The sequence below is a fragment of the Streptomyces nidicola genome (assembly GCF_050106155.1).
Lineage (GTDB): Bacteria > Actinomycetota > Actinomycetes > Streptomycetales > Streptomycetaceae > Streptomyces.
In genome coordinates, this window is sequence record NZ_JBNBPI010000001.1 from 7,202,484 (window position 1) to 7,228,661 (window position 26,178).

General features: G+C 68.8%; 26 protein-coding genes. 24 read left to right on the forward strand and 2 right to left on the reverse strand.

The features are described 5' to 3' along the window. Positions 1–98: 98 nt before the first annotated feature. Positions 99–674 (forward strand): hypothetical protein, encoded by a 576-nt coding sequence (locus ACOKM3_RS32535; RefSeq protein ID WP_426904828.1) that lies wholly within the window; start codon positions 99–101, stop codon positions 672–674. Between the two features lie 76 nt (positions 675–750). Here the strand turns inward: ACOKM3_RS32535 and ACOKM3_RS32540 are convergent, their stop codons facing one another. After that, positions 751–1,065 carry a ferredoxin gene (locus ACOKM3_RS32540; RefSeq protein WP_426904829.1) on the reverse strand — a complete coding sequence of 105 codons (315 nt, stop codon included), beginning with the start codon at positions 1,063–1,065 and terminating at the stop codon, positions 751–753. Between the two features lie 263 nt (positions 1,066–1,328). Here ACOKM3_RS32540 and arc point away from each other — a divergent pair, with 263 nt between their 5' ends. The 6 genes from arc (at position 1,329) to prcA (ending at position 7,546) form a co-directional block, all read left to right on the forward strand. After that, on the forward strand, positions 1,329–3,095 hold the full coding sequence (gene arc, locus ACOKM3_RS32545) for a proteasome ATPase (RefSeq protein WP_403848352.1): 1,767 nt from the start codon (positions 1,329–1,331) through the stop codon (positions 3,093–3,095). A 280-nt stretch (positions 3,096–3,375) separates the two neighbouring features. Beyond that, positions 3,376–4,887 carry a depupylase/deamidase Dop gene (gene dop, locus ACOKM3_RS32550; RefSeq protein WP_426904830.1) on the forward strand — a complete coding sequence of 504 codons (1,512 nt, stop codon included), beginning with the start codon at positions 3,376–3,378 and terminating at the stop codon, positions 4,885–4,887. 202 nt (positions 4,888–5,089) lie between these two features. Beyond that, positions 5,090–5,308, forward strand: a complete 219-nt coding sequence (locus ACOKM3_RS32555; protein WP_385759617.1) for a ubiquitin-like protein Pup — start codon at positions 5,090–5,092, stop codon at positions 5,306–5,308. A 47-nt stretch (positions 5,309–5,355) separates the two neighbouring features. Continuing rightward, the gene (locus ACOKM3_RS32560) at positions 5,356–5,916 is read left to right on the forward strand and encodes an endonuclease VII domain-containing protein (protein ID WP_426904831.1); all 561 of its coding nucleotides are present in this window, start codon (positions 5,356–5,358) and stop codon (positions 5,914–5,916) included. After that, complete coding sequence (prcB, locus tag ACOKM3_RS32565; protein WP_426904832.1) at positions 5,868–6,713, forward strand: proteasome subunit beta; 846 nt, start codon at positions 5,868–5,870, stop codon at positions 6,711–6,713. The genes ACOKM3_RS32560 and prcB overlap by 49 nt, the downstream gene beginning before the upstream one ends. A gap of 62 nt (positions 6,714–6,775) precedes the next feature. After that, positions 6,776–7,546, forward strand: coding sequence for a proteasome subunit alpha (gene prcA / locus ACOKM3_RS32570; protein WP_426904833.1), 771 nt, complete (start codon positions 6,776–6,778; stop codon positions 7,544–7,546). Between the two features lie 59 nt (positions 7,547–7,605). On the opposite strand, the gene ACOKM3_RS32575 is transcribed toward prcA, so the two are convergent. After that, positions 7,606–8,652, reverse strand: a complete 1,047-nt coding sequence (locus tag ACOKM3_RS32575) for a LacI family DNA-binding transcriptional regulator (RefSeq protein ID WP_426904834.1) — start codon at positions 8,650–8,652, stop codon at positions 7,606–7,608. Between the two features lie 119 nt (positions 8,653–8,771). Between ACOKM3_RS32575 and ACOKM3_RS32580 the strand changes: the two genes are divergently transcribed. The 17 genes from ACOKM3_RS32580 (at position 8,772) to ACOKM3_RS32660 (ending at position 26,132) form a co-directional block, all read left to right on the forward strand. Then, entirely contained in the window at positions 8,772–10,031 is a 1,260-nt protein-coding gene (locus tag ACOKM3_RS32580; RefSeq protein ID WP_426904835.1) for an MFS transporter, read from the forward strand. Between the two features lie 9 nt (positions 10,032–10,040). Then, positions 10,041–11,402, forward strand: coding sequence for a Pup--protein ligase (pafA, locus tag ACOKM3_RS32585; RefSeq protein ID WP_385759633.1), 1,362 nt, complete (start codon positions 10,041–10,043; stop codon positions 11,400–11,402). 144 nt (positions 11,403–11,546) lie between these two features. Then, entirely contained in the window at positions 11,547–12,557 is a 1,011-nt protein-coding gene (locus tag ACOKM3_RS32590; RefSeq protein ID WP_426904836.1) for an FKBP-type peptidyl-prolyl cis-trans isomerase, read from the forward strand. Between the two features lie 87 nt (positions 12,558–12,644). Further along, complete coding sequence (locus ACOKM3_RS32595; protein ID WP_327664190.1) at positions 12,645–13,019, forward strand: FKBP-type peptidyl-prolyl cis-trans isomerase; 375 nt, start codon at positions 12,645–12,647, stop codon at positions 13,017–13,019. A 130-nt stretch (positions 13,020–13,149) separates the two neighbouring features. After that, positions 13,150–14,103 carry a helix-turn-helix transcriptional regulator gene (locus ACOKM3_RS32600; protein WP_426904837.1) on the forward strand — a complete coding sequence of 318 codons (954 nt, stop codon included), beginning with the start codon at positions 13,150–13,152 and terminating at the stop codon, positions 14,101–14,103. A gap of 18 nt (positions 14,104–14,121) precedes the next feature. Further along, positions 14,122–15,078, forward strand: a complete 957-nt coding sequence (locus ACOKM3_RS32605) for a helix-turn-helix transcriptional regulator (protein WP_426904838.1) — start codon at positions 14,122–14,124, stop codon at positions 15,076–15,078. Positions 15,079–15,196: 118 nt separating this feature from the next. After that, the gene (locus ACOKM3_RS32610) at positions 15,197–15,442 is read left to right on the forward strand and encodes a hypothetical protein (RefSeq protein WP_426904839.1); all 246 of its coding nucleotides are present in this window, start codon (positions 15,197–15,199) and stop codon (positions 15,440–15,442) included. Positions 15,443–15,451: 9 nt separating this feature from the next. Beyond that, positions 15,452–15,649, forward strand: coding sequence for a G protein-coupled receptor family protein (locus ACOKM3_RS32615; protein ID WP_426904840.1), 198 nt, complete (start codon positions 15,452–15,454; stop codon positions 15,647–15,649). Between the two features lie 272 nt (positions 15,650–15,921). Next, positions 15,922–16,215: a Sec-independent protein translocase subunit TatA gene (gene tatA / locus ACOKM3_RS32620; RefSeq protein ID WP_327664193.1), complete on the forward strand. Its 294-nt coding sequence runs from the start codon at positions 15,922–15,924 to the stop codon at positions 16,213–16,215. A gap of 51 nt (positions 16,216–16,266) precedes the next feature. Continuing rightward, entirely contained in the window at positions 16,267–17,232 is a 966-nt protein-coding gene (gene tatC / locus ACOKM3_RS32625) for a twin-arginine translocase subunit TatC (RefSeq protein ID WP_426904841.1), read from the forward strand. Between the two features lie 42 nt (positions 17,233–17,274). Next, a complete protein-coding gene (locus ACOKM3_RS32630; RefSeq protein WP_426904842.1) occupies positions 17,275–18,168 on the forward strand; it encodes a diacylglycerol kinase in 894 nt (297 codons plus the stop codon). A gap of 63 nt (positions 18,169–18,231) precedes the next feature. Beyond that, positions 18,232–21,042 carry a DEAD/DEAH box helicase gene (locus ACOKM3_RS32635; RefSeq protein ID WP_426904843.1) on the forward strand — a complete coding sequence of 937 codons (2,811 nt, stop codon included), beginning with the start codon at positions 18,232–18,234 and terminating at the stop codon, positions 21,040–21,042. A gap of 351 nt (positions 21,043–21,393) precedes the next feature. Next, on the forward strand, positions 21,394–23,094 hold the full coding sequence (locus tag ACOKM3_RS32640; RefSeq protein WP_426904844.1) for an ATP-binding protein: 1,701 nt from the start codon (positions 21,394–21,396) through the stop codon (positions 23,092–23,094). After that, positions 23,091–23,498 carry a roadblock/LC7 domain-containing protein gene (locus tag ACOKM3_RS32645; RefSeq protein ID WP_266721521.1) on the forward strand — a complete coding sequence of 136 codons (408 nt, stop codon included), beginning with the start codon at positions 23,091–23,093 and terminating at the stop codon, positions 23,496–23,498. Before ACOKM3_RS32640 ends, ACOKM3_RS32645 begins: the two co-directional genes overlap by 4 nt. Continuing rightward, positions 23,495–23,902: a DUF742 domain-containing protein gene (locus ACOKM3_RS32650; protein WP_426904845.1), complete on the forward strand. Its 408-nt coding sequence runs from the start codon at positions 23,495–23,497 to the stop codon at positions 23,900–23,902. The genes ACOKM3_RS32645 and ACOKM3_RS32650 overlap by 4 nt, the downstream gene beginning before the upstream one ends. Further along, positions 23,883–24,530: a GTP-binding protein gene (locus ACOKM3_RS32655; protein WP_267071060.1), complete on the forward strand. Its 648-nt coding sequence runs from the start codon at positions 23,883–23,885 to the stop codon at positions 24,528–24,530. Before ACOKM3_RS32650 ends, ACOKM3_RS32655 begins: the two co-directional genes overlap by 20 nt. Positions 24,531–24,578: 48 nt before the next feature. Next, positions 24,579–26,132 (forward strand): cytochrome P450 family protein, encoded by a 1,554-nt coding sequence (locus ACOKM3_RS32660; protein WP_426904846.1) that lies wholly within the window; start codon positions 24,579–24,581, stop codon positions 26,130–26,132. The last annotated feature ends 46 nt before the right edge of the window (positions 26,133–26,178 follow it).

Genomic DNA, 26,178 nt, shown 5'->3' on the forward strand with positions numbered 1-26,178 from the left:
CCGAGAGAAAGAACGGACCCCACCGTTCCCGCGCACTGTGACGTATGGCACGATGCTGGCCACCCCCACCGGCACAGCCCTCACAGGAGACGCTCCTCGTGCAGCAATCCGCCGTCCCGGAACTGGCGCACACCACCACACGCCCCATCCACTGGCTGGCCACCGCGGCCGCCCTCGCCGCGGTCGTCGCGGTCTCCGGCTTCCTCAAGCCCGACTCCGCCACCGCGGCCCAGGCCGACCACAAGTCACCCGCGAGCAGGCCCGCGGCCGTGGCCCCGCCCGACCCCGCCGCCGTGCACTTCCCGCTCGACTGCGGGCCCGTCAAGACCGCCGTCGTCAAGAAGGCCACCGGGGACCTCGACGGCGACGGACGCCCCGAGACGGTCGCCGTCGTCCGCTGCGACGCCGGCGTCGGCACCCCGCCCAGCGGCATCTACGTCGTCACACAGCCCGCAGGCACCAAGCCCCGCGTCGTCGCCACGCTCGTCACGCCGAAGGACAACTACTCGGCGACCATGCTCGCCATACAGGACGGATCGGTCCTCGCCGACCTGGACGGCTACTCCTCGGACTCCGTGCCCCGATACCGCCCGGACGTCCACGAGAAGGCCAAGTGGCAGTGGCAGAACGGGGCGTTCGTCCGCTCCACGCCCCCCGAGGCCCGCGCCGCCTGACACCGCACGCAACGGGCCCCGTCCGCCGGATCACCGGCGGACGGGGCCCGCATGTTTACGCAGAGCTATCAAATTTTTACTCAGCGTCAGGACCGTAGACCTCGACCCTGTCCGAAACCCGGCGCACATGAATGCAGTCGCCCGGACACTCCTTCGCCGACGCCACCACATCCGTGAAAAGCGGAAGCGGCACGGGCGTTGACGCGCCCACGTCCTGCAACAGCTCGTCGTCCACGCTCTTCACGTACGCGAGACCGTCGATGTCCAGCTCGAAGACCTCCGGAGCGTACTGCGCGCAGATCCCGTCCCCGGTGCACAGATCCTGGTCGATCCACACCTCCAGCGGAACGCTGCTGTCGGTACCGGATCCGGCCTCTTGCCGCACGGTCATGTCTCCTGCCGTTTCCTGCGTCGCGGCCCCCGAAAAGCCCCTTCGGAGGAGCAAGTCGGGCCAAGCCTGACGGGTGTTGAACGCTTCGACCCTACAACCGGCCGCTTTCCGATGTTGTTGGGTGGGTATTCCCCTGGCGTGAGGGAGAGCGCAAGGGTGAAGATCGGACACACCCCATCGTCTTTTTGATCTAGGGGTTTCAATCGACACCCGCCCAGGTAGGGTCTGGAAGCGTCCAGCTCCCCTTGGAGGAGGTGAGGACCGTGGCAGCCCACGACGACGACATCAACCGCGGCATCCGCCCGGGACGAGGGTCCGAGGACCCTGCCGGGCAGGTTGCCTATCTCGAGCAGGAAATCGCCGTCCTGCGGCGCAAGCTCGCCGACTCTCCGCGGCACACGAGGATTCTCGAAGAGCGGATCGTCGAACTGCAGACCAACCTCGCCGGCGTGTCCGCCCAGAACGAGCGGCTCGCAGGCACACTCCGTGAGGCACGCGACCAAATCGTGGCCCTCAAGGAAGAAGTCGACCGGCTCGCACAACCACCGGCAGGCTTCGGAGTCTTCCTCTCGGCAAACGAGGACGGCACCGCCGACATCTTCACCGGCGGCCGCAAACTCCGCGTGAACGTGAGTCCAAGCGTCGAACTCGAAGAGCTCCGACGCGGCCAGGAACTCATGCTCAACGAAGCGCTCAACGTGGTCGAGGCCATGGAGTTCGAGAGCGTCGGCGACATCGTCACCCTCAAGGAAATCCTCGAGGACGGCGATCGAGCCCTCGTGGTCGGGCACACCGACGAGGAACGGGTGGTACGGCTCGCCGAGCCGTTGCTGGACGTCACCATCCGCCCCGGCGACGCCCTACTGCTCGAACCCCGATCCGGCTATGTCTACGAAGTCGTACCGAAGAGCGAAGTAGAGGAACTCGTCCTCGAAGAGGTCCCGGACATCGGCTACGAGCAGATCGGCGGCCTGGGCAACCAGATCGAACTGATCCGCGACGCGGTCGAGCTCCCCTACCTCTACCCGGACCTCTACAGGGAGCACGAACTGCGGCCGCCCAAGGGCGTCCTGCTGTACGGGCCTCCCGGATGCGGTAAGACCCTGATCGCCAAGGCAGTGGCCAACTCCCTCGCCAAGAAGGTCGCGGAAGTGACCGGAGTGGCCCAGGGCAAGAGCTACTTCCTCAACATCAAGGGCCCCGAACTCCTCAACAAGTACGTCGGCGAGACCGAGCGGCAGATCCGCCTCGTCTTCCAGCGCGCTCGTGAGAAGGCCAGCGAGGGCACACCCGTCATCGTCTTCTTCGACGAGATGGAGTCCCTCTTCCGCACCCGTGGCTCCGGCGTCAGCTCGGACGTGGAGAACACCATCGTCCCGCAGCTGCTCGCCGAGATCGACGGCGTCGAGGGCCTGCAGAACGTGGTCGTGATCGGCGCCTCGAACCGTGAGGACATGATCGACCCGGCCATCCTGCGGCCCGGACGACTCGACGTGAAGATCAAGATCGAGCGCCCGGACGCCGAAGCGGCCAAGGACATCTTCGGCAAGTACCTCACCCAACGCCTCCCGCTGCACCTCGACGACCTCGACGAGCACAGCAGCGACCGGGCAGCCACCGTCCACGCCATGATCCAGACGGCCGTGGAGCAGATGTACGCCGAAACCGAGGAAAACCGCTTCCTCGAAGTGACGTACGCAAACGGCGACAAGGAAGTCCTCTACTTCAAGGACTTCAACTCCGGCGCAATGATCGAAAACATCGTCGGCCGCGCCAAGAAGATGGCCATCAAGGCCTTCCTCGAGCAGAACCAGAAGGGACTCAGGGTCTCCCACCTCCTGCAGGCTTGCATCGACGAGTTCAAGGAGAACGAGGACCTGCCCAACACCACCAACCCGGACGACTGGGCCCGAATCTCCGGCAAGAAGGGCGAGCGGATCGTCTACATCCGCACGCTCGTCACCGGAAAGCAGGGCGCGGACACCGGACGCTCCATCGACACGGTGGCGAACACCGGTCAGTACCTGTAAAAGACAGGGCGGCTGCGGGTGCCCCGAGCGGGTACCCGCAGCCGACTGTTTTGCGGCAGCACTTCGCGGCACACGACAGGAACCGACCACGCGACCACCCGCTCGAAAGCGGAGCGAATCCAATGACGCAAATGATCTCCCCACCAGCGCAAAGGCGTTCTAGGCTCTGCTATGCCGCCGAGTCGCGCAGTGCGGGGACGGGCACCGCACACGCACCGGAGAACCAGCGGTACTTGAGCGGCGCCCCCGACCGAGGGCGCTGCCGGGCAAGGAGGGCCGCATGACCGTACGGCGAGTAATGGGCATCGAGACGGAATACGGGATCTCCGTCCCCGGCCACCCCAACGCCAATGCCATGCTCACCTCGTCCCAGATCGTCAACGCCTACGCGGCGGCGATGCACCGGGCCCGCAGGGCCCGCTGGGACTTCGAGGAAGAGAACCCGCTGCGCGACGCCCGAGGCTTCGACCTCGCCCGCGAGGCCGCCGACTCCAGCCAGCTCACCGACGAGGACATCGGCCTGGCCAACGTCATCCTTACCAACGGCGCGCGCCTCTATGTCGACCACGCTCACCCCGAATACAGCTCACCCGAGGTCACCAACCCCTGGGACGCCGTGCTCTGGGACAAGGCCGGCGAGCGCATCATGGCCGAGGCCGCCGACCGGGCGGCCCAGCTCCCCGGCGCCCAGCCCATCCACCTCTACAAGAACAACACCGACAACAAGGGCGCCTCCTACGGGACGCACGAGAACTACCTGATGAAGCGGGAGACCCCCTTCTCGGACATCGTGCGCCACCTGACCCCGTTCTTCGTCTCGCGCCAGGTCGTGACCGGGGCCGGCCGCGTCGGCATCGGCCAGGACGGGCACGAGCACGGGTTCCAGCTCAGCCAGCGCGCCGACTACTTCGAGGTCGAGGTGGGCCTCGAGACCACCCTCAAGCGCCCGATCATCAACACGCGCGACGAGCCGCATTCGGACGCCGAGAAATACCGCCGCCTGCACGTGATCATCGGCGACGCCAACCTCTCGGAGATCTCCACCTACCTCAAGCTCGGCACGACGTCACTCGTTCTGTCCATGATCGAAGACGGTTTCATCGCGGTCGACCTGGCCGTGGACCAGCCGGTCCGCACCCTCCACCAGGTCTCCCACGACTCGTCCCTCCAGCACCTGATCACGCTCCGTAGCGGCCGCACACTCACCGCGGTCCAGCTCCAGATGGAGTACTTCGAACTCGCCAGGAAGTACGTGGAGGAGCGCTTCGGCGCCGACGCGGACGACCAGACCAAGGACGTCCTGGCCCGCTGGGAGGACGTCCTCGGGCGCCTGGAGTCCGACCCCATGAGCCTGTCCGGCGAGCTCGACTGGGTCACCAAGCTCGAACTCATGCAGGGCTACCGGCGCCGCGACAACCTCGAATGGGACGCCGCCAAGCTGCACCTGCTCGACCTCCAGTACGCCGACGTACGCGCCGAGAAGGGCCTCTACAACCGTCTGGCGGCGCGCGGCAAGATGAAGCGCCTCCTGGACGAGCCGGCGGTCGAGAACGCCCGTACGAAGCCGCCCGAGGACACCCGGGCGTACTTCCGTGGGCGCTGCCTCGAGCAGTACGCGGACGACGTCGCGGCGGCCTCCTGGGACTCGGTCATCTTCGACCTCCCGGGCCGGGACTCGCTCCAGCGCGTCCCGACCCTGGAACCCCTTCGCGGAACGCGTAACCACGTGAAGGAGCTCCTTGACAGGTGCCGCACGGCCGAGGACCTGGTCCGGGTGCTGTCCGGGCAGTGACCGGCGCCCGATCCGCCGATGATCAATCACCGATCCGGGGCTGAAAAGTCGGTGGCAGGGGAATCACAGAGGTGGGCCCCGCACGTTGAGGAAAGTGCGGGGCCGATGTCAGAGCCGACGCGTAGGGTTCTGATCACGAACGACCTGAGGCGAACCACGTCGTCCACGGCGTGGATGTCGAACCGAGCGGGGTGAGCTGGACATGGCAACCAAGGACACCGGCGGCGGACAGCAGAAGGCGACGCGCTCCACCGAGGAGGTCGAGGAGCAGCAGGTCGACGAGCAGTCGACCGAGGACCTCAAGGAGCGCCAGGAGAAGCTGAGCGATGACGTCGACTCGGTTCTGGACGAGATCGACGACGTACTCGAGGAGAACGCCGAGGACTTCGTTCGGTCATTTGTGCAGAAAGGTGGACAGTAACGGACATGTCGGGCGCGACTGGCAAGCGGTGCACAAAGTGCACTCGGATGCTGCCACTGGTCTCGTTCGCGGCCGACAAGAACCGTCAGGACGGCCTTCAGGTGTGGTGCCGGGAATGCGTCGCGGAGTACAGCGCTGCGCATTATCGGCGCCGCCAGGAAGCCCGCGGCAAGTCCGTTCGCGTCAAGGTGGACGTTCCGGACGGGCACAAGCTGTGTCGCACGTGCGGTGAGATCAAGCCGCACGCTGACTGGCACCGCAACGCGAGCGCGTCTGATGGGTTGTCGACCAAATGCAAGGCGTGCCGGGCGATCCAGGGTCGGCAGGACCACCTCAAGCGCAACTACAACCTCACCGAAGCGCAGCGCGACGAGATGATCGCCTCGCAGATGGGGATCTGCGTGATCTGCCTGAATGCCCCGGCAGTACATGTGGATCACTGCCACGAGACGGGTAGGGTCCGAGGCGTACTGTGCTTCAACTGCAATTCGGCCATCGGCAAGTTGGGAGACGATCCCGACACCACACGTCGGGCCACCGCCTACTTGGAAGGAAACGCGTGGAAGCCAACCCTCGTAGCACCGGGCGTCTACCGGCTGCCTTCCTGACGCCTGGATCGTCGTCGTTCATGGACTTCCTGTCGGAGCACCAGCCCGAAATCCTGCCGGGCAACCGGCAGTTGCCGCCGACGCAGGGCGTCATCGAGGCCCCGCACGGCACGACCATCGTGGCCACCACGTTCCCTGGCGGCGTCGTGCTCGCCGGTGACCGGCGGGCCACGATGGGGAATGTGATCGCGCAGCGCGACATCGAGAAGGTCTTCCCGGCGGACGAGTACTCGGCCGTCGGTATCGCCGGCACGGCCGGTCTGGCCGTCGAGATGGTGAAGCTCTTCCAGTTGGAGCTGGAGCACTTCGAGAAGGTCGAGGGTGCGCAGCTGTCTCTGGAGGGCAAGGCGAACCGTCTTTCCACCATGATCCGGTCCAACCTCGGCATGGCCATGCAGGGGCTGGCTGTGGTGCCGCTGTTCGCGGGTTACGACGTGGATCGTGAGAGGGGTCGGATCTTCTCGTACGACGTCACGGGTGGCCGCAGTGAGGAGCATGGTTTCGCGGCGACCGGTTCCGGTTCGGTGTTCGCGCGTGGGGCGATGAAGAAGCTCTACCGCGACGACCTGTCGGAGGAGGAGGCGACGACGCTGGTCGTGCAGGCTCTGTACGACGCGGCGGACGACGACTCGGCGACGGGTGGTCCCGACATGGCGCGGCGGATCTTCCCGATCGTCACGGTGATCTCGGACGAGGGTTTCCGGCGGCTGTCGGACGACGAGTCCTCGGGTATCGCCCGGTCGATCCTGGAGCGGCGTATGGAGCGGCCGGACGGTCCGCGGGCCGCTCTGCTCTAGCCGGCCGACGCTCTCTTGGTTGCCTACTCATCGAGCCACTGACAGAAAGGGACGGATAGCCGGTGTCGACGCCGTTCTATGTCTCACCCCAGCAGGCGATGGCCGACCGCGCGGAGTACGCGCGCAAGGGCATCGCTCGCGGTCGCAGCCTTGTCGTGCTGCAGTACGCCGATGGCATCGTGTTCGTCGGCGAGAACCCGTCCCGTGCTCTGCACAAGTTCAGCGAGATCTATGACCGGATCGGCTTCGCGGCCGCCGGTAAGTACAACGAGTACGAGAACCTTCGGATCGGTGGCGTGCGCTACGCGGATCTGCGGGGTTACACGTACGACCGTGATGATGTGACGGCTCGTGGTCTGGCGAATGTGTACGCGCAGACGTTGGGCACGATCTTCTCCAGCGCGGGGGAGAAGCCGTACGAGGTGGAGTTGGTGGTCGCCGAGGTCGGTCAGTCGGCTGAGGGTGACCAGATCTACCGGCTTCCGCATGACGGGTCGATCGTCGATGAGCACGGCTCGGTGGCGGTCGGTGGCAGCGCGGAGCAGATCAGCAATTATCTGGATCAGCAGCACCGTGACGGTATGACGCTGTCGGAGGCGTTGAAGCTGGCGGTGACGGCGTTGTCGCGGGACACCAATGGGGGCGAGCGGGAGATTCCCGCGGAGCGTCTTGAGGTGGCGGTCCTGGACCGTACGCGGCCGCAGCAGCGGAAGTTCAAGCGGATCGTGGGGCGGCAGTTGGAGCGGCTGCTCACGGCCGAGGGGGCTGCCGCGACGACGGAGGCCGAGTCGGATGCGGTGTCCGATGACGAGGGGCCTTCTGAGGACAAGTAGGAGCGCGTAGCGCGTCGTGTGCCCCGGCCGGTTGTCGAACCGGTCGGGGCACATGTGTGTCAGGGGCGGGGTGCGGCCGGTCCTGTGGAGCCGCGCACGATGAGTTCGACGGGGAGCGGGGTGGTGTCGGCTTCCCGGTGGTCGAGGACGGCGAGGAGTGCGCGCATGCCGTGTGCGCCGACTTCCTCGGCGGGCAGGCGCACGGTGGTGAGTTCGGGTTCGATGGCGGTGGCGAGGGTGAGGTCGTCGAAGCCGGTGATGGAGAGGTCGTCGGGGACGCGCAGGCCGAGGCGGCGGGCGGCTTTGTAGGCGCCGGCGGCGAGTTTGTCGTCGTCGCAGACGATGGCGGTGGGTTCGACGAGGCCGGAGGTGCGCAGGGCCGTTTCGGTGGCGGTGACGGCGTCTTCGACGGTGAGGGCGGAGCGGACGGTGCGCACGGTGGTGTCCGGCAACTGTGCGGTGCGGGCGGCGAGTTCGCGGGCGCGGACGTCGAAGGTCCAGGACTGGACGGCGGAGGCGAGGTGCAGGAAGTTGCGGTGGCCGTGGGCGATGAGGTGGTCGGTGATCTGCCGGATGCCGTCGGCGAGGTCGAGGTTGACGGTGGTGGCGCCGGGGCTGCCCGTGGGATCGCTGTCGAGCATGACGAGGGGGATGGGTGGGGTGTCGTCGCCGCGCAGGGCGGTGAGGGCGTCGGCGGCCATGGAGGAGGCGAGGATGCCGTCGAGCGCGGCGCGGGCGGAGGGGAAGGGGTCGCGGGCGGGGCCGATGCCGTCGGGTGAGGGGTAGAGGACGACGCCGAAGTCGTGTTGTACGGCGACGCGGGCGGCTCCTGTGTAGACCCCGGCGAAGAACTCGTTGGTGAGTGCGGGGACGACGAGGAGGGCGGTGCGGGTGCGGCCGGTGCGGAGGTTGCGGGCCGCGAGGTTGGGCCGGTAGTCGAGTCGCTCCGCGGCGGTGCGTACGCGTTCGGCGGTGGTCTCGGAGACTCGGCCGCGCCATTTGCCGCCCATGACGAGCGAGACGGCGGCCTGGGAGACGCCGGCCGCGCGGGCGACGTCCCTGCTGGTGGGGCGGGCGGTCGTGGTGCCGTCCTGGCCGCTGGTCACTGGTGCCTCCGTAGGTGTCGTCCAGGGTGCTCGACGTTAGCGGGTGGCTCTGTCCGCCGGGCACGTGGTACGTATAACGCCGGGACGTTATACGTAAAACTTCAGGGTGGGGGCGGGCGATGGCCGCGGGGTATGCGGAGATCCTCAGGGCGCGGCACGCGATGCGGCTGCTCACGGGGACCCTGGTGGGCAGGCTGCCGAATGCGACGGCCCCGATCGCCGTCGTGCTGTTCATCCGGGCCGAGGGCGGCACGTACAGCCTGGCGGGCGCGCTCGCGGCGGTGTACGGGGTGGCGAACGCGATCGGGCAGCCGCTCCTCGGGCGCCTCGTCGATCTGCGGGGCCAGCCGAGGGTGCAGTTGCCGGCGGCGGTTCTGTCGGGTCTCGCCATGACGGTCTTCGCGTTCGTGGGGATGGACTCGCTGCCGTTGGCGTACGCGGCGATGGCTCTGGCCGGACTGCTCACGCCGCCGCTGGAGGGTGGCCTGCGGGCGCTGTGGCCCAGTGTGTTGGCGCGCGAGGAGCAGGTGCACACGGCGTACGCGATGGACGCGATCGCGCAGGAAGTCATGTTCACCGTCGGGCCGTTGCTGGTGACGTTGTGCGTGTCGCTGTGGTCGGCGCAGGCCGCGCTCGTGGTGCTCAATGTGATCGGTGTGCTCGGTGCGCTCTCCGTGGTGCTGTCGAAGCCTTCGCGCGCGTGGCGTTCGGCTCCGCGCGAGGCGCACTGGCTGGGGGCGTTGCGTTCGTCGGGGCTGCTGGTGCTGCTCGTCGCCTTCCTGTTCATCGGGACGGCGCTCGGTTCGATCACCGTGGCGGCGATGTCGTACGCGGAGGGTCGGGGCGGCGACGCCGTGTACGGCTGGTTGATGGCGGCGATCGGGTTGGGTGCGCTGGTGGGCGGCAGCGTCTACGGGGCGCGTCAGTGGAGTGGCGCTCCGGAGCGGCGACTTCGGTGGCTGGTGGCTCTGCTGGCGTTGTTCTACGTGCCGTTGGTGCTGATGCCGGGGCCGGTCGCGATGGTGGCCCTGACGGCGGTGGCGGGGGTGTTCCTGGCGCCGTGCATCGCGTGCGCGTTCATCGTCGTGGACCGGCATGCGCCGACCGGCACGGTGACGGAGGCGTTCTCGTGGCTCGTGACGACGTTCATGGTCGGCTCCAGCGTGGGAACGGCCGTGGCGGGCCCGGTCGTCGAGTGGGCCGGTACGCGGTGGGGGTTCGCCGTTCCGGCCGTCACTGGCACGCTCGCACTGGTCGTCCTGCTTTCAACGGCTCGGGTCCTGGGGGAGCCGCGCACGTCCGGGCGTGTCGCGCGCTCGTCGGAAAATGATCCAAACCGTGCCGTCGAACCCCGTTTCAGCTCGGGGGATCGGGCGTAATGTTCAGTCATGGACCGCCGCATTTTCGGGCTGGAGAACGAGTACGGCGTCACGTGTACGTTCAGGGGACAGCGCCGCCTGTCTCCTGACGAGGTGGCGCGGTACCTCTTCCGCCGTGTCGTGTCATGGGGCCGCAGCAGCAATGTCTTTCTGCGGAACGGCGCCCGCCTTTACCTCGATGTCGGGTCGCATCCGGAATACGCAACTCCCGAATGCGACAACGTGACCGAGTTGGTCACGCACGACAAGGCGGGCGAGCGCATTCTGGAAGGCCTGCTCGTCGACGCCGAACGCCGCCTGCACGAGGAGGGAATCGCAGGCGACGTATACCTGTTCAAGAACAACACCGACTCGGCGGGTAACTCCTACGGCTGCCATGAGAACTACTTGGTGGCGCGGCACGGGGAGTTCTCGCGGCTCGCGGACATTCTCATCCCCTTCCTGGTCACCAGGCAGTTGCTGTGCGGCGCGGGCAAGGTGCTGCAGACTCCGCGCGGTGCCGTGTACTGCGTGAGCCAGCGTGCCGAGCACATCTGGGAGGGCGTCAGCTCCGCGACGACGCGTTCCCGGCCGATCATCAACACCAGGGACGAACCGCACGCGGACGCCGAGCGTTATCGCCGGCTGCACGTCATCGTCGGCGACTCGAACATGTCGGAGACGACGATGCTGTTGAAGGTCGGCGCCACCGACCTCGTGCTGCGCATGATCGAGGCGGGCACGGTGATGCGCGACCTCACCCTGGAGAACCCGATCCGGGCGATCCGCGAGGTGAGTCACGACATCACGGGTCGCCGCAAGGTGCGGCTCGCCAGCGGCCGTGAGGCCTCGGCTCTCGAGGTGCAGCGCGAGTACTACGAGAAGGCCGTGGACTTCTGCGAGCGCAGGGGCATCCGCAGCGGCACCGTGGAGCAGGTTCTGGAGCTGTGGGGTCGCACGCTCGACGCCATCGAGTCCGAGGACCTGGACCGGGTGGGCACCGAGATCGACTGGGTCATGAAGTACAAGCTCATCGAGCGTTATCGCGCGAAGCACAACATGACGATGTCGCACCCGAGGGTCGCGCAGATAGACCTCGCGTATCACGACATCCACCGGCAGCGCGGTCTCTACTACCTCCTGGAGAAGAAGGGCCAGGCCAAGCGGATCTGCAACGATCTGAAGATCTTCGAGGGCAAGTCGGTGCCGCCGCAGACCACGCGCGCGAGGTTGCGCGGTGACTTCATTCGCCGTGCCCAGGAGCAGCGCCGTGACTTCACGGTCGACTGGGTGCATCTGAAGTTGAACGATCAGGCGCAGCGCACGGTGCTGTGCAAGGACCCGTTCCGCAGTGTGGACGACCGGGTGGAGAAGTTGATCGCCGGTATGTGATCGCCGGTAGGTATGCGCACACGCTGAGCAATCCGGCCAGGGGCCTCGTACGAATCATTCGTACGAGGCCCCTGGCCGTCCCTTGGAATGTCGGGGCGAAGGCCTAGAGTGGCCGGACCATATTCGAGCGACTTGAGGACCACTGTGCGACGCCGACTTGCAGCTCTACTGATCGTGCCGGCACTGGCGCTGACCGCGACGGCCTGCGGAAGCGACGACAGCAAGGATTCGGCGGACAAGGCGGACTCGTCCTCCTCGCCGCAGGCGGCCGCGGTGCCGAAGGCGGTCGACAGCGCGAACCCGATGCCGAAGGTCTCGGGCGCGTACGGCAAGCAGGCCAAGATCTCGCTGCCCAAGGGTGACCCGAGCGACAAGTTCGTCGTGCACAACGTGTCCGAGGGCGACGGCGCGACGGTGAAGAAGAACGACCTGGTGTCGATGAACTTCACCGGCAAGGTCTGGAAGGGCGGCAAGGACCTCGGTTCCACGTACGGCTCGCAGGGCGGTGGCGACCAGATGGTGACCGCGGGCGCGGAGGGTCAGCTTCCGGCGTTCTCGCAGGCCGTGCTCGGGCAGAAGGAGGGCAGCCGGGTCCTCGTCGTGGCGCCGCCGGCCGCGGGCTTCGGCAGCCAGGGCAACCAGCAGGTGGGCATCAAGGGCTCGGACACGCTCGTCTTCGCCCTGGACGTCGGCAAGGTCATCCCGAAGAAGGCCGCGGGCAAGCAGGCCTCGATCCCGTCGAACCTGCCGCAGATCCAGGCCGACAAGGAAGAGCCGGCGACGATCTCGATCCCGAAGAGCGACCCGCCGAAGGACCTGGTCGACAAGGTCCTGATCCAGGGCAAGGGCGCCGAGGTCAAGAAGGGCCAGACGGTCACCATGCAGTACAGCGGTGCCGCCTGGAAGGTCAACGAGGGCAAGAAGAAGGCCGAGCTGTTCGACTCGTCCTGGAAGAGCGGCCAGCCGTTCACGACGCCGATCGGCGCCGGGCAGGTCATCAAGGGCTGGGACAAGGGCCTCGTCGGCAAGCACGTCGGTGACCGCGTCCTGCTGGTGATCCCGCCGGACCAGGCGTACGGCAAGAAGGCGCAGGGCAAGACGCTGCCGGCCAACTCGACGCTGGTCTTCACGGTCGACATCCTCGCCGCGCACTGAGCCGCCCACTGAGCCGTCGCGCAGCGCGCCGGTGAAGATGGCAGACTGTCCCGGTTGCAGAGCAGTCAACAAGCAGGAGCACTTCACGTGAACATCGACAAGCCCGAGGTCGACTTCCCGATCGGTGACGCGCCGACGGACCTCCAGATCGAGGACCTCTGGGAGGGCGACGGCGCCGAGGCCAAGGCCGGCGACTTCGTGAAGGTCCACTACGTGGGCGTGTCCTTCTCCACCGGCGAGGAGTTCGACGCCTCCTGGAACCGGGGCAACCCGCTGGAGTTCCAGCTGGGTGCCGGTCAGGTCATCGCGGGCTGGGACAAGGGCGTGCAGGGCATGAAGGTCGGCGGTCGTCGTCGGCTGACCATCCCGGCGCACCTCGCGTACGGGGACCGTGGCGCCGGTGGCGGCCGCATCGCCCCCGGCGAGACGCTGATCTTCGTGTGTGACCTGATGGGCGTCTGAGCCGGTCGCACTCCGACCGCAAGCGGTCAACCGAAGGCCCATGCCGCCTGGCATGGGCCTTCGGCTTTTGCCAGGACACGCCCGAGCGGTACGGTCGTCCGTCGGGAGTCACCTTCAGGAAAGGGCGTCGATGGCGATTGCCAAGGCCGAGCGGCTGATGAATCTGGCGCTGTGTCTGCTCGGGACGCGGCGTCCGCTCAGCAAGCGTGAGCTGCGCGGCTCCATCGAGGCCTACCTCGAAGCGGGCAGCGATGATTCCTTCAACCGGATGTTCGAGCGCGACAAGGACGATCTGCGCGAACTCGGCCTGGTCATCGAGACCGTGGAGAACCTGGACGGCGAGGTCGGCTATCTGGCCGGCCGCGACAGCAACCGCCTGCCGCCCGTCACGCTCGACGCCGAGGAGGCCGCCGCCCTCGGCCTCGCCGCGAAGGTCTGGCAGCAGGCCCGCCTCGCCGGTGCCGCGAGCGGCGCCCTGCAGAAGCTGCGCGCGGCCGGGATGCCCGAGGACGTGGACCCGTACGAGAGCCATGGCGCGCTCGAACCGCGGATCCCGGCGCACGAGGCGTCCTTCGAGCCGCTGATGCTGGCCTGCCGCGACCGGCGCCCCGTGGTCTTCGACTACCGCAAGGCCACGGCCGCGCGGCCCGGGCAGCGGCACGTGGAGCCGTGGGCCCTGGAGTGCTGGCGCGGCCACTGGTACCTCGCGGGCTGGGACCGCGACCGGCAGGCCGAGCGGGTCTTCCGGCTGTCCCGGATCACCGGCAAGGTGCGCTCGCGGGCGGGACAGTTCAAGGTGCCGGTGCCGGATGTGGTGACCGTGCGGGAGACCGTCGCGAGCTGGGCGGGGGAGACCGCCGACCGCTCCGCGCTGATCAAGCTCCGGGCGGGTGCCGGTTTCCCGCTGCGCTCGAAGGCCGCCTCCGTGCGTGAGCTCGGCGACGGCTGGGACGAGGTGGAGATCCCGTACGGGCACGGGCTCGACGCCTGGCTGGTGGAGTTCGGTCCGGACGTGGTGGTGCTGGAGCCCGCCGAGCTGCGGGCCGATGTCGTGGACCGGCTGCGCGCCGTGGCCAAGGGCTGAGGGGGAGTACGTACAAGCATGGCTTCCAACGCCATTGACCAGACCCGGCGGATGTTGTCCCTGGTGACGTATCTGCGTGAGCGCCCCGGCGCGCGCGTGGAGGACGTCGCGCGGGCCTTCGGCATCACCGAGGACGAGCTGATCTCCGACCTGGACGTGCTGCCGCTGTGCGGGACGAGCTTCCGCGGCGGCGATCTGCTCGACATCGACACCGACGGCGACCGCATCTGGTGGCACAACCCGGACGATGTCGCGGAGCCGCTGCGGATCGCCGCGGACGAGGCGACCGCGCTGCTCGTGGCCGCCCGCGCGGTGGCGACGCTGCCGGGGCTGCGGGAGAGCGACCGGCTCGCGCTGCTGCGGGCGACCGCGAAGCTGGAGACCGCGGCCGGTGAGGTGGCCGGTGCGAGCGCGCGTCTGAGCGTCACCTTCGAGTCGGAGGGCGGCGTCTTCGCGGACGTCGACCGGGCGATCTCGGAGCGGCGCCGGCTGTGGATCCGCTACTACTCGCCCGCGCGTGACGAGGTCACCGAGCGGGAGATCGACCCGATCCGGCTCGTGAGCGTGGGCCACACCTACGTAGAGGCGTGGTGTCGTCGGTCGGAGGCGCGGCGGACGTTCCGGCTCGACCGGGTCGCCGAGATCAAGGTCCTGGACGAGCCGTCGGCGCCGCCGGAGGTCGAACTGCGGGACCTGTCCGAGGGGCTTGTGCAGCCCGCGGCCGAGGACCCCGAGGTGGTTGTCGAGGTCGGGCCCGGCGGGCGCTGGGTCGCCGAGTACTACCCGCACGACAGCGCCGAGGAGTTGCCGGACGGTGGGCTGCGGATCACGCTGCGCACGCCGGACCCGTCCTCGCTGCGCAGGCTCGCGCTGCGGCTCGGCAGGGACGGGCACATCGTGGCGCCCGCCGAGCTGGCGACCAGTGCGCGGGCCGCGGCGCGCGAGGCGCTGCTGGCGTACGACGGGGCGGCGTGAGGGAGTTGGACGCGCCCCCGGATCCCCGGCGACGTATCACGACGTACGGTGCACAACGGACAAATGGTGTGAGGTGTGTGACATGACTGGTGTGGCCGGTTTCACTGACATTGCCGAAATGCCCGCCACGGCGACCACAGTGGCGCCCATCGTCTTCCGGGCCGCCTGCCCCGACTGCCGCGCCCGCTTCGAACTGGCCGCCTCGGCGATCCGGTTGGCGATCGGGGCCAGCAGCCGCACCACGTTCTACTCGTTCACCTGCCCCGAGTGCGAGACCTCGGTGCGCAAGCCCGCCGGTGAGCGCATCATCGAACTCCTCACCGGTGGCGGGGTGCGCACGCTGCGCCTCCACCAGACCGTCTAGGCTCGGCGCATGTTCTGGGCGATGCTGGCGGTTGCTGTGGGTTTCGTGGGGCTCGCCGTGCTGGCGGTCCTCGCGGTGCGGGTCTTCGTCGAGGCGCAGCGCCTCAGTCGTCAAGTGGCCGACACCACGCAGCGGATCAACAACGCGGCGGAGGATCTGGAGCGGGCCGCCGTGGGTGTCGCGAAGGCCGGCGGCGACATGGTCTGACGCTCCGTCGGTGCACTTGGCGGGAGCGTGGAAAGCGAGCGCGGAAAGCGCTTTACCGCCGCGGCCTGTCCCGTTGTCGGGGTCGGCGGGTACGCTCCCTTTGGCGGTCCGGTAGTGAGGCGCGGTCCGCAATTGGGAGGACGCACGGGCATTGCCTCGTGTTTACCCCCACGGGATACGATCGCTGCCAGCACGGTGGTCGGACAACAGTCCGAGGTCCGATCGGTACCGGCAGCCCCGCCCCTGCCGCCTCAGTGAGAAGGTAAACGGATATGTTCGGAAGGCTCGGTGCACCCGAGATCATCCTGATCCTCGTAGTGGTCATTCTGCTGTTCGGCGCGAAGAAGCTTCCCGACATGGCACGTTCGCTGGGCAAGTCGGCCCGCATCCTCAAGAGCGAGGCCAAGGCCATGAAGAGCGAGGGCGGCGACAAGTCGGCCGCGCCCTCGGACCCGCCGCAGGACGCCTCCACGCCTCCGGCGCAGCGCACCATCAAGGCGGCCCCCGGTGACGTGGACAGCTCGCGTCCCGTGAACGAGCAGACGAACCAGACGACCAAGAGCTGATCGAAGGCCGCCCCTGCCATGGCGGCCTGCCGCACGAGATGAGGACGTGGGTTGCTCAAGTCTGCCCGCAAAGAGGAGAAGGATCCCGAGGGGCGGATGCCGCTCGCGGAGCACCTGCGTGAGCTCCGCAACCGGCTCGCGAAGGCGCTCCTGGCCATCGTCGCGATCACCGTCGTAGCCGCGTTCTTCTACAACGACATCATCAACCTGATCACCAGGCCGATCCTCGACTCGGTCGGCTGTGAGCAGTCGTTCTCCGAGCTGGCCAGGTCGACGTCGGACAAGCCCTGCGCCCAGATCACGCTCAACGGTCTGCTCACCCCCTTCACGCTGGCGCTGAAGGTGTCGCTGATGGCTGGTGTCGTGGCCGCCTCCCCGGTCTGGCTGTTCCAGCTCTGGGGCTTCGTGGCGCCCGGACTGCACCGGCACGAGAAGAAGTACGCGTACGCGTTCGTGGGCACGGGTGCCCCCCTCTTCATCGCCGGCGCCTACTTCGCCTACTCGGTGCTGCCGACGACGGCGAAGGTCCTCATCGAGTTCACTCCGGGCAACGCCCAGAACCTGCTGCCGCTCGACGACCTGCTCGACCTCGTGCTGCGCATGGTGCTCGTCTTCGGCCTCGCCTTCGAGCTGCCGCTGCTGCTCATCTTCCTCAACCTGATCGGGGCGATCACCGGCAGGCGGATGCTCGGCTGGTGGCGCGCGATGATCATGGGCATCACGGTGTTCGCCGCCGTCGCGACGCCGAGCACGGACCCGCTGACCATGCTGGCGCTCGCCGGTCCCATCTGGGTCCTCTACTTCGGAGCAGTGTGCTTCTCGCTCCTCAACGACCGGCGCAGGCGGCTGAGCGAGGCCGCGGGGCCCGCTGACGACGAGGCCTCCGAGCTCGACCTGACGCCCGAGGACATCGGCGAGATCGAGTCCGTCCCGGCGAGCCGGGCGCTCCCGGAGCAGGCGACATCCGACGGGGCGTCGCGACCGGAGCGGGTCAACGGTTACGACGATGTGACCTGAGGTAACTCCAGTTCGGGGCGGGGCACTTGTTAGTGTCCGCCCGTGAGCCGTGAGATCACCCTCTTCGTCAATCCCACCGCGGGACGCGGCCGGGGCGCACATGCTGCGCAGCCGGCCGCTTCCGCTTTGCGGGCAGCCGGTTTCCAGGTGCGCACCGTCGTCGGCGAGGACGCCGACGACGCCCTCGCACGCGCGCGTGAAGCGGTGGCGGAGGGGACCGGGGCGCTGGTGGCCGTCGGCGGGGACGGCCTCGTGAACCTCGCGCTGCAGGCCGTCGCGGGGACCGGCACACCGCTCGGGATCGTCGCCGTCGGCACCGGCAACGACTTCGCCCGTGCGCTCGGCCTTCCGATACGGGACCCGGCCACGGCCGGGAGACTCGTCGCCGACGCTCTGAAGGGCTCGGGGACCCGCGAGATCGACCTCGGCCGGATCGGTGACCACTGGTTCGGTACCGTGCTCGCCTCCGGCTTCGACTCCCGCGTCAACGACCGCGGCAACCGGATGCGGCTCCCGCTCGGCCGCTTCAAGTACGACCTGGCGATCGCGCTGGAACTGGCCACCTTCAAGGCCGTGCCGTTCAAGCTGACCCTCGACGACGGCTCCGTACGGGAAGTCGCGGCGACCTTGATCGCCGTCGGCAACGGGACCTCGTACGGAGGCGGCATGCGGATCTGCGCGGAGGCCGACATGAGCGACGGGCTGTTCGACGTCACCGTGGTCGGGGACTGCTCCCGCACGACCCTGCTGAAGGTGTTCCCGCGGGTCTACAAGGGGACCCACCTCGACCACCCGGCGGTCAGTGTGTACCGGGCCGCGCGTGTCGAGCTGGCCGCCGCGGGCACCACGGGCTACGCGGACGGGGAGCCGGTCGGCGCGTTGCCGCTGGTCGCGCAGTGCGTGCCGGGGGCGGTGCGGATCCTCACCGGGGCCTGACCGGAGGCCTTACCGGATAATGATCGTCCGATGTCAGTGGTCGTCGGTAGGCTGGAAAGCACGATGACAGAGGACCTCTCACCGGCCGAGCGGTATGCGGCAGCCCGTCAGCGGGCCGCCGAGCAGGCCACCGCGCTCGCGGACTTCCGCGAGATGTACGACTTCGGCCTCGACCCCTTCCAGATCGAGGCGTGCCAGGCGCTGGAGGCGGGCAAGGGCGTCCTGGTCGCGGCGCCCACCGGCTCCGGCAAGACGATCGTCGGCGAGTTCGCCGTCCACCTCGCCCTTCAGCAGGGCAAGAAGTGTTTCTACACGACCCCCATCAAGGCGCTGTCGAACCAGAAGTACCAGGACCTCTCGAAGCGCTACGGCGCGGACAAGGTCGGCCTGCTCACGGGCGACAACAGTGTGAACAGTGACGCGCCGGTGGTCGTGATGACCACCGAAGTGCTGCGCAACATGCTGTACGCGGGCTCGCAGTCGCTCCTCGGTCTCGGCTACGTGGTCATGGACGAGGTGCACTACCTCTCCGACCGCTTCCGTGGCGCCGTCTGGGAAGAGGTGATCATTCACCTCCAGGAGTCCGTGACCCTCGTCTCCCTGTCGGCGACGGTGTCGAACGCGGAGGAGTTCGGCGACTGGCTCGACACCGTGCGCGGCGACACCGAGGTGATCGTCTCCGAGCACCGGCCCGTGCCGCTGTTCCAGCACGTGCTCGCCGGGCGCCGGATGTACGACCTCTTCGAGGAGGGCGAGGGCAGCAAGAAGGCCGTCAACCCGGACCTGACGCGGATGGCGCGCATGGAGGCCAGCCGCCCCTCGTACCAGGACCGCAGACGCGGCCGCCACATGCGCGAGGCCGACAGGGAGCGGGAGCGCAGGCAGCGCTCCCGGATCTGGACGCCGGGCCGCCCCGAGGTCATCGAGCGCCTCGACAACGAGGGGCTGCTGCCCGCCATCACGTTCATCTTCAGCCGGGCCGCCTGCGAGGCCGCAGTCCAGCAGTGCCTGTACGCGGGCCTCAGGCTCAACGACGAGGACGCGCGGGCCGAGGTCCGTTCGATAGTCGAGGAGCGCACGGCGGCCATTCCGGATGAGGATCTGCACGTCCTCGGCTACTTCGAGTGGCTCGAAGGCCTCGAGCGCGGTATCGCCGCGCACCACGCGGGCATGCTGCCGACCTTCAAGGAGGTCGTCGAGGAGCTGTTCGTGCGCGGCCTGGTGAAGGCCGTGTTCGCGACGGAGACGCTCGCGCTCGGCATCAACATGCCTGCCAGGTCGGTCGTGTTGGAGAAGCTCGTCAAGTGGAACGGCGAGCAGCACGCGGACATCACGCCCGGCGAGTACACGCAGCTCACGGGGCGCGCCGGGCGGCGTGGCATCGATGTCGAGGGGCACGCCGTGGTGCTGTGGCAGCGCGGCTTCAGCCCCGAGTACCTGGCGGGCCTCGCGGGCACGCGCACGTACCCGCTCAAGTCGAGCTTCCGGCCGTCGTACAACATGGCGGTGAACCTGGTGGAGCAGTTCGGCCGCCACCGGTCGAGGGAGCTGCTCGAGACCTCCTTCGCCCAGTTCCAGGCGGACCGCTCGGTCGTGGGCATCTCGCGGCAGGTGCAGAGGAACGAGGAGGGGCTCGAGGGCTACAAGGAGTCCATGACCTGCCACCTCGGCGACTTCGAGGAGTACGCCCGGCTGCGGCGCGAACTCAAGGACCGCGAGACCGAGTTGGCCAAGCAGGGCGCCGCGCAGCGTCGCGCGCAGGCGGCGGCCGCCCTGGAGAAGCTGAAGCCCGGTGACGTCATCCACGTGCCGACGGGGAAGTTCGCGGGCCTCGCGCTCGTGCTCGACCCGGGCCTGCCGGCGGGCCGGTCCAACGGGCATCGCGGTTTCGAGCACCACGACGGGCCGAGACCGCTGGTGCTGACCGCCGAGCGGCAGGTCAAGCGGCTGGCCTCGATCGACTTCCCGGTGCCCGTGGAGGCGCTGGAGCGGATGCGCATCCCGAAGTCGTTCAACCCGCGTTCGCCGCAGTCCCGGCGCGACCTCGCCTCCGCGCTGCGCACCAAGGCCGGCCACATCGTGCCGGACAGGCACAAGAAGAAGGGGCGCGCGCAGGCCGCGGACGACCGGGAGATCTCGCGCCTGCGGACCGAGCTGCGGGCGCATCCGTGCCACGGCTGCTCCGACCGCGAGGACCACGCGCGGTGGGCCGAGCGCTACTACCGCCTCAAGCGGGACACCGGGCAGCTGGAGCGGCGGATCGAGGGGCGCACGAACACGATCGCGCGGACCTTCGACCGTATCGTCAAGCTCCTCACCGAAATGGACTATCTGCGCGGCGACGAGGTGACCGAGCACGGCAAGCGGCTGGCCCGTCTCTACGGCGAGCTGGACCTGCTCGCCAGTGAGTGCCTGCGGGACGGCGTCTGGGAGGACCTGAACCCGGCCGAACTCGCGGCGTGCGTCTCGGCGTTGGTGTTCGAGGCGCGGGTCGCGGACGACGCGCTCGCGCCCAAGCTGCCCGCGGGCAGGGCCAAGGCGGCGCTCGGCGAGATGGTGCGGATCTGGGGGCGGCTCGACGCCCTGGAGGAGGAGTTCCGGATCAACCAGGCGGAGGGCGTCGGCCAGCGCGAGCCCGACCTTGGCTTCGCCTGGATCGCGTACCAGTGGGCGTCCGGCAAGGGCCTCGACGAGGTGCTGCGGGAGGCCGAGATGCCGGCCGGCGACTTCGTGCGCTGGTGCAAGCAGGTCATCGACGTGCTGGGGCAGATCGCGGCGGCCGCACCGACGGAGGGCTCCACGGTCGGGCGCAACGCGCGAAAGGCCGTGGACGCCGTGCGCAGGGGAGTCGTGGCCTACTCGTCCGTCGGCTAGCGCGACGGCCAAGACCTGACGGGGTTTCACACAGTTCCCCGCGTCCCTCAAGGGGGGCGCGGGGAACTGTGCGTTCGCGTGCGCGGACGTCATTGCTCCACGTGTGCGAATCGCGACCGAGCGTGTAAATGGAGCGAGTGTATTCCTGTCGTGGGGCCGATTTCAGGGCCTTGCTGAATATGACCCGGCGATGATCCGGTCGGACTAAGCTCGCTCACAGCGCACCGAGTTGAGATGGATTCGGCCGCTTGTTCCCTTCTGCGCCGAAGCTCCCTGATGCGGCGCAATTGAAGCGTGACGAACCATCCCGAATCTCCGACGTTCCCAGACCCGACCGTTCAGAGGGCATACATGGTGAGTGTTCAATCGCCTCCCGGTGGCCGAGAAGTCCCCTATCTGCGCGTGCTGTTGCTGCCCGCCATGGTCATGGCGGCCGCCACCGGAGCAGCCGCCGCCCTGGTCGCGGAGCCCGCCCGGTTGGCCGTCGCCCTGTGCGGCGTGCTCGGCATGCTCCTCGTGCTCGCCGTCTCCGCCGAGGCCGTCCGCCGCGGCCGCGTGAACCGGGCACAGCGCGCCCAATACACCCGGCACGTAGCCGAGTTGGAAGCCCATATAGCCGCTCAGGAGCACCGCACGATGCGGGTGGCCAAGGAGGTCTTCCCGCACGCGCTGTACCGGATGCACGCCGGCGACAGGCCGCACGACGCCGTCCGCAACACCTGCGACACCGAGCCCGCCTTCCGTGATGTCACGCCCGGCGAGCGGGACTTGATGAGCGTGGCCCTCAAGGAGATCGACCGAGAGATCACGATGCGGGACGCCGCGCAGCGCGCCTTCGTCTCCGTCGCCCGCCGCGTCCAGGCCATCGTGCACAAGCAGGCCGAGGAACTCCGCGAGATGGAGGAGGACCACGGCCGCAACCCCGAGGTCTTCGACGACCTGCTGCGCGTCGACCACGGCACGGCCCTGATCGGCCGCCTCGCCGACTCCGTCACCGTCCTCGGCGGCGCCCGCCCCGGGCGGCAGTGGCCCAAGCCCGTCAAGCTCTACAGCGTGCTGCGCGGCGCCATGTCGCGCATCCTCGAGTACCCGCGCATCGACCTGCACGCCATCTGCGATGTGGCCATCAGGGGCGTCTCGGTCGAGCCCGTCATCCACGCCTGCGCCGAGCTCCTCGACAACGCGACCCGCTACTCGCCGCCGACGACCCGCGTGCACGTCACCGCGGTCGAGGTGCAGACCGGCGTCGCCATCGAGATCGAGGACGGCGGCGTCAGCCTCAGCGAGGACCAGCGCCGCAAGACCGAGGCGATGCTGGACAAGGCCAAGGCCGGCTACGACCTCAACGACCTCGGCGAGAACCCGCGGCTCGGTCTCGCGATCGTGGGCCGGCTCTGCGCGATGTACGACATGCAGATCTCGCTGCGCCAGTCCGCGTACGGCGGCGTGCGCGCGGTGCTCGTCGTGCCGCGCGCCATGATGAGCACCCAGCACGCCCCGGGCCTCGCCCACGGCATCGGCGCCTCCGCCGTGCCGCGCGTCGACCACAAGGGCCTGCCGGTCAAGGAGGAGCCGCGGCTGAAGAAGACGCGGCGCCCCACCACGGGACCGCGTCCCGTCACGGGCCCGCGCCCTTCCGCTCCGCTCGTCGCCGCGATGGAGGACGACGTTCCCGTGGTCACGGAATGGCGGGCCAACGGCCTGCCGCAGCGGCGCAGGAAGTACGACACGAAGGTCATCGAGGACCAGATCATCGTGACGCCGCGCAACCCGGACCTCTCGACGCCGCCGCCCGCGGCGGAGCCCGCCCCGGCGGCGTACGGGAGCCCGGCACCGGCCGCCGCCCCGACCGGGCAGCCGGACCGGCACGACGGGGCCGAACAGCCCGAACCCGGCCTGTGGGTCGAGGCGTTCATGAACGGACTGAAGCCCGAGGGGGGCCAGGCCGAGGCGGCCGACGCGGTGGGGCAGACCGCGCAGGACCCGGAGGGTTCGGCCAAGCCGCATGACGACGCGTACAACCAGCAGGTCGACGAGGGAGACCACCAGTGATCCAGCAAAGGGCCAATTTCGACTGGATGCTCAAGGAGCTCGCCGAGTGCGTGCCCAATGTGAAGCAGGTGGTCGTGCTCTCCTCGGACGGGCTGCGCATCGCCCGCTACGGAGGTGACCCCGACGCCGCCGACCGGATCGCCGCCGCCTGCGCGGGACTTCAGTCCCTGGCCTCCGCCGTCGCCACGGAGATCCCGGAGAGCAGCGGCAAGATGAACATGGTCATCATCGAGGTCGACGGCGGCTTCTTCTATCTGATGGCCGCGGGTAAGGGCGCGTATCTCGCCGTGCTCGCCGACCAGTTCGTCGACGCGGGCCTCGTCAGCCACCAGATGCGCGATCTCGTCATCCGGATCGGCGCGCATCTGACGAGCCCGCCACGGCGCAACGGCCAGACCGTATGACGCACCGTCCTCCCGAACCCCCGTTCAGGGAACCGCCGCCGAAGCGGGAGCGGCGGGCGCAGCAGAGCGACGGAAAGCCCGACCCCGAGCGTCTCTACGTCATCACGGGCGGCACCGACGGAAGCGACCGCGCGCCGCTCGACCTGGTGTCCCTGATCGTGGCGCGCGGCGATCCGCCGCCGGCCTCGCCGCCCGAGCAGGCCGCCGTCATCCGCCTGTGCAAGACGCCCCTGTCGACGGCTGAGATCTCGGCCTACCTCCAACTGCCGTTCAGCGTGGTCACCGTGCTGCTCGGCGAACTCCTCGCGGCCGAGCTGGTGCAGGCGCGCGCGCCGGTGATCCGAGGCGCGGTCGCGGACCGTTCCCTTCTCGAAGCGGTGATGCATGGACTACAGAAGCTCTGACAGTACGGCCGGGAGCGACACCGCGATGAGCGTGCACATTCCGGGGCCCCGGGCCGAGGAACGACTGCCCGACACCGTCACGTCCGCCGTCAAGATCGTCATCGTGGGCGGGTTCGGCGTCGGCAAGACCACCATGGTCGGCTCCGTCAGCGAGATCCGGCCGCTCACCACCGAAGAGACGATGACGCAGGCGGGCATCGGCGTCGACGACAACTACGGTTCGGAGACCAAGACCGCCACGACCGTGGCCATGGACTTCGGCCGGATCGGCATCACCGAGGAACTCGTCCTGTACCTCTTCGGCACGCCGGGGCAGGAGCGGTTCTGGTTCCTGTGGAACGGCCTGTTCGAGGGCGCGCTCGGCGCCGTCGTCCTCGTCGACACCCGCCGCCTCGAAGTCAGCTTCGATGTGATCGGGCGGCTCGAGGAGCGCGGAGTGCCGTTCGTGATCGCCAACAACACGTTCCCCGACGGGCCGCGCTACCCCACGGAGGAGCTGCGCAAGGCCCTCGACCTGGACCCCCACGTCCCCATCGTCGAGTGCGACGTACGCCGCAGGGCGTCGAGCCGCGAGGTGCTGCTCACGCTGATGCGATTCCTGCACGAGATGGCGCTCCACCACGCCTGAGTGCCGCTCGACCGAATTCCTGTTGACCACACCGACCGGAGCGAACCCGTGACGTCACCCTCCCAACCCCCGCAGTCACCAGCCGGATTCGACGCCCCCGGAGACTCCGCGCTCGCGCCGCCGCCCGGCTGCCCCGCACACGCCTTCGGCCCCGACGGCCTTCGCCGGCTCTACGGACCCGAGGCCGACGCCGACCTCGCCGGTGTCTACGAGAAGCTCCGCGCCGAGTACGGCCCGGTCGCACCGGCGCTCATCCACGAGGACGTCCCCATGTGGGCGGTGCTCGGGCACAGCGAGAACCTCCAGATGGTGAGCACCACGGCCCTGTTCAACCGGGACTCCCGGAACTGGACCGCCGTCAAGGACGGCACCGCGGGGCCCACGCACCCGCTCGCCCCGGTCTTCACCTGGCAGCCCATGTGCGCCATGGAGGAGGGCGCCGAGCATCTGCGGCTGCGCAGCGCGGTCAACGACGCCGTCGAGACCGTCGAGCACCGTGATCTGCGCCGCGCCATCAACCGGGCCACGCAGGAGATCATCAACCGGTTCTCCGAGCGCGGCCGCTGCGAGGTCGTCAGCGAGTTCGCCGAGCATCTCCCGATGATGGTGATGCTGGAGCTGCTCGGCGCCCCCGAGGCCTACAGCGAGCGCATCGTGCAGGCCACCCGGGATCTGCTCAAGGGCGGCGAGACGGCCATCGCGTGCAACGAGTACCTGATGGGGATCCTGATGGACCTCGCCGTGCGGCGCCGCGCCGAGCCGCTCGAGGACGACTTCACCAGCACCCTCATCACCTCCCCCTCCGCGCTCTCCGACGACGAGGTCGCGCAGACTCTGCGGCTCATCCTCATCGCCACGTACGAGGGTTCGGCCAACCTCATGGTGAACGTGCTGCGCGTGGTGCTCACCGACCCCCGGTTCCGCGCGCGACTCAACGGCGGGCAGATGACCGTGCCGGAGGCGGTCGAGCAGTCACTGTGGGACGAGCCGCCGTTCAGTGCCAACGTCGGCTACTTCGCCAAGGCGGACACGGAGCTGGGCGGGCAGCGCATCCGCGCCGGGGACGGCTTGATCTTCGGCATCCAGCCGGGCAATGCGGACCCGAGGGTGCGTCCCGAACCCGGCGCTCATATGCAGGGCAACCGCTCGCACCTCGCGTTCGGCGGCGGCCCGCACGAGTGCCCCGGGCAGGACATCGGGCGCGCCCTGGCGGAGATCGGGGTCGACGCGTTCCTGATGCGCCTGCCCGATGCCGAACTCGAAATCCCCGAGAGCGATTTGCGGTGGGTCTCGACGATCATGGGGCGGCATCTGGTGGAGCTGCCGGTGGACTTCACGCCGCGTCCGCCGCAGGACGTGAAGTCCCAGCCGGGCAAGCTGCCTTCGCAACGGCCGGACTGGAAGATCTCTTCGGACCTGCCGCCCGTGACGCCGCCGGCCGCGATGCCGCCGTCTGCCGCCATGCCCGAGGCCGTGCCCGCCGCGTCGGCCGCTCCCGCCCCTGCCGCGCAGCCGCCGCACCCGCACACCCATCCACACCGGCAGGAGCCGGCCAAGCTCGGCGCCTGGCAGCGCTTCCTGCGCTGGTGGCGCGGCGAGTGATCCGGTGAGCCCGGTGAAGGGGCCGGCCGGCGCGGTGAAGGAGCCG

What these genes read in the sequence shown, in the direction of transcription:
- ACOKM3_RS32540 (WP_426904829.1), bottom strand. Translation starts at nt 1,065, where the DNA reads ATGACCGTGCGGCAAGAGGCCGGATCCGGTACCGACAGCAGCGTTCCG.
- dop (WP_426904830.1), top strand. Translation starts at nt 3,376, where the DNA reads ATGACCGTACGGCGAGTAATGGGCATCGAGACGGAATACGGGATCTCC.
- ACOKM3_RS32555 (WP_385759617.1), top strand. Translation starts at nt 5,090, where the DNA reads ATGGCAACCAAGGACACCGGCGGCGGACAGCAGAAGGCGACGCGCTCC.
- ACOKM3_RS32560 (WP_426904831.1), top strand. Translation starts at nt 5,356, where the DNA reads ATGCTGCCACTGGTCTCGTTCGCGGCCGACAAGAACCGTCAGGACGGC.
- ACOKM3_RS32580 (WP_426904835.1), top strand. Translation starts at nt 8,772, where the DNA reads ATGGCCGCGGGGTATGCGGAGATCCTCAGGGCGCGGCACGCGATGCGG.
- pafA (WP_385759633.1), top strand. Translation starts at nt 10,041, where the DNA reads ATGGACCGCCGCATTTTCGGGCTGGAGAACGAGTACGGCGTCACGTGT.
- ACOKM3_RS32600 (WP_426904837.1), top strand. Translation starts at nt 13,150, where the DNA reads ATGGCGATTGCCAAGGCCGAGCGGCTGATGAATCTGGCGCTGTGTCTG.
- ACOKM3_RS32605 (WP_426904838.1), top strand. Translation starts at nt 14,122, where the DNA reads ATGGCTTCCAACGCCATTGACCAGACCCGGCGGATGTTGTCCCTGGTG.
- ACOKM3_RS32610 (WP_426904839.1), top strand. Translation starts at nt 15,197, where the DNA reads ATGCCCGCCACGGCGACCACAGTGGCGCCCATCGTCTTCCGGGCCGCC.
- ACOKM3_RS32615 (WP_426904840.1), top strand. Translation starts at nt 15,452, where the DNA reads ATGTTCTGGGCGATGCTGGCGGTTGCTGTGGGTTTCGTGGGGCTCGCC.
- tatA (WP_327664193.1), top strand. Translation starts at nt 15,922, where the DNA reads ATGTTCGGAAGGCTCGGTGCACCCGAGATCATCCTGATCCTCGTAGTG.
- ACOKM3_RS32635 (WP_426904843.1), top strand. Translation starts at nt 18,232, where the DNA reads ATGACAGAGGACCTCTCACCGGCCGAGCGGTATGCGGCAGCCCGTCAG.
- ACOKM3_RS32640 (WP_426904844.1), top strand. Translation starts at nt 21,394, where the DNA reads ATGGTGAGTGTTCAATCGCCTCCCGGTGGCCGAGAAGTCCCCTATCTG.
- ACOKM3_RS32650 (WP_426904845.1), top strand. Translation starts at nt 23,495, where the DNA reads ATGACGCACCGTCCTCCCGAACCCCCGTTCAGGGAACCGCCGCCGAAG.
- ACOKM3_RS32655 (WP_267071060.1), top strand. Translation starts at nt 23,883, where the DNA reads ATGGACTACAGAAGCTCTGACAGTACGGCCGGGAGCGACACCGCGATG.